The organism is Motilibacter deserti, assembly GCF_011250635.1.
In the GTDB taxonomy this organism is placed as follows: Bacteria; Actinomycetota; Actinomycetes; order Motilibacterales; family Motilibacteraceae; genus Motilibacter_A; species Motilibacter_A deserti.
On record NZ_JAANNP010000230.1, the window covers coordinates 1 to 1,357 of the forward strand.

General features: G+C 73.1%; 2 protein-coding genes and 1 pseudogene. 1 reads left to right on the forward strand and 2 read right to left on the reverse strand.

What is annotated here, in order from left to right; all coding sequences use genetic code 11:
* Window positions 1-241 (forward strand): annotated as a pseudogene (locus tag G9H71_RS22670) (MATE family efflux transporter); the annotation flags it as partial.
* A 214-nt stretch (window positions 242-455) separates the two neighbouring features.
* Here the strand turns inward: G9H71_RS22670 and rplI are convergent.
* Together rplI and rpsR are read right to left on the reverse strand one after the other, a co-directional pair.
* Complete coding sequence (gene rplI, locus G9H71_RS22675) at window positions 456-902, reverse strand: 50S ribosomal protein L9 (RefSeq protein ID WP_166285004.1); 447 nt, start codon at window positions 900-902, stop codon at window positions 456-458.
* A gap of 14 nt (window positions 903-916) precedes the next feature.
* Complete coding sequence (gene rpsR, locus G9H71_RS22680) at window positions 917-1,153, reverse strand: 30S ribosomal protein S18 (RefSeq protein ID WP_166174127.1); 237 nt, start codon at window positions 1,151-1,153, stop codon at window positions 917-919.
* Window positions 1,154-1,357: the final 204 nt, after the last annotated feature.

Here is a 1,357-nt window from a genome sequence, read left to right on the forward strand (position 1 = left end):
CGCGGCCCTCGTCTTCGTCCTCGACGGCGTGCTCATCGGCGCCGGGGACGGGCGCTACCTCGCCGTGGCGGGCGTGGTGACCCTCGTCGTGTACGCCCCGCTGGCCCTCGCCGTGCTGGCCGCCGACGGCGGGCTGGTCCCGCTGTGGTGGGCGTTCGGCGCGTTCATGGGCGCCCGGCTCGTCACGCTCGTGCTGCGGGCGCGCGGCGAGCGGTGGATGGTGCTCGGCGCGGGGCGGTGATCAGTTGGCTGTAGGGGCTGTGGGAGCAGCCGCTGAGGCCAACTGACTCCCGCGGGACCGCGTCCAAGCCGCAGGCAGGCCAGCATGCGGCGTCCGGTGCCGCCCGGGCGGCAGTGCACGCCGCATGCTCGCGGAGGCGGGATCGAGCCCGCGGACGCGACGAGGCCCCGCCCCCAGCGGGTGGGGACGGGGCCTCGGTCAGGCAGTACGGGCGTCAGCCCGCGACGACCTCGACGGGGACCTTCGCCGAGACCTCGGGGTGCAGGCGCACCGAGAACTCGTGCTTGCCCGCGGTCTTGATCGGCGTGCCGATCTCGACGCGGCGCTTGTCGAGGGCGGGGCCGCCGGCGCTGCGGACGGCGTCCACGACGTCAGCGACGGTGACCGAGCCGAAGAGGCGGCCGCCGGCGCCCGCGCGGGCACTGATGCGGACGCTGAGCCCCTCGAGCTGGGCCTTGATCTCCTGGGCGTGGCCACGGTCGCGGATCTCGCGGGCGGCGCGCGAGCGCCGGATCCCCTCGATCTGCTTCTCCGCACCGCGCGTCCAGCGCATCGCGAAGCCCTGGGGAACCAGGTAGTTGCGGCCGTAGCCGTCCTTGACCTCGACCACGTCGCCGGCGGCGCCGAGGTTCGAGACCTCCTGCGTGAGGATGAGCTTCATCTCGTCGTCTCCCCTCAGCGAGCGGTGCTGGTGTAGGGCAGGAGCGCCATCTCGCGGGCGTTCTTGATCGCGATCGCGATCTGGCGCTGCTGCTGCACGGAGACACCGGTCACCCGACGGGCGCGGATCTTGCCCCGGTCGGAGATGAACTTGCGCAGGAGCGCGGTGTCCTTGTAGTCGACGTACTCGATGCCGGCGACCTTGAGCGGGTTGCTCTTCTTCTTCGGCTTGCGGATCGGTGGCTTGGCCATCGTGGTGCTCCATCTCGTGCCCGCTGGTGCGGGCATCGTGGTAGCCCGGCGCTACGGCCGGGAGGGCCTGGGATCTCGAGGCGCCGCCGGAGCGGTGCCACAGCTCCGCACCGCCCGGAGGCGGGGGAGCGAGTGCTGCGTCAGCAGCGGGAGGGGACTAGAACGGGGGCTCGTCGTTGTAGGAGCCGCCCCCGCCGCCACCCC

Bases quoted from the DNA above. Each gene is read 5' to 3' on its own strand.
- rpsR (WP_166174127.1), bottom strand. From the start codon at position 1,153: ATGGCCAAGCCACCGATCCGCAAGCCGAAGAAGAAGAGCAACCCGCTC.
- rplI (WP_166285004.1), bottom strand. From the start codon at position 902: ATGAAGCTCATCCTCACGCAGGAGGTCTCGAACCTCGGCGCCGCCGGC.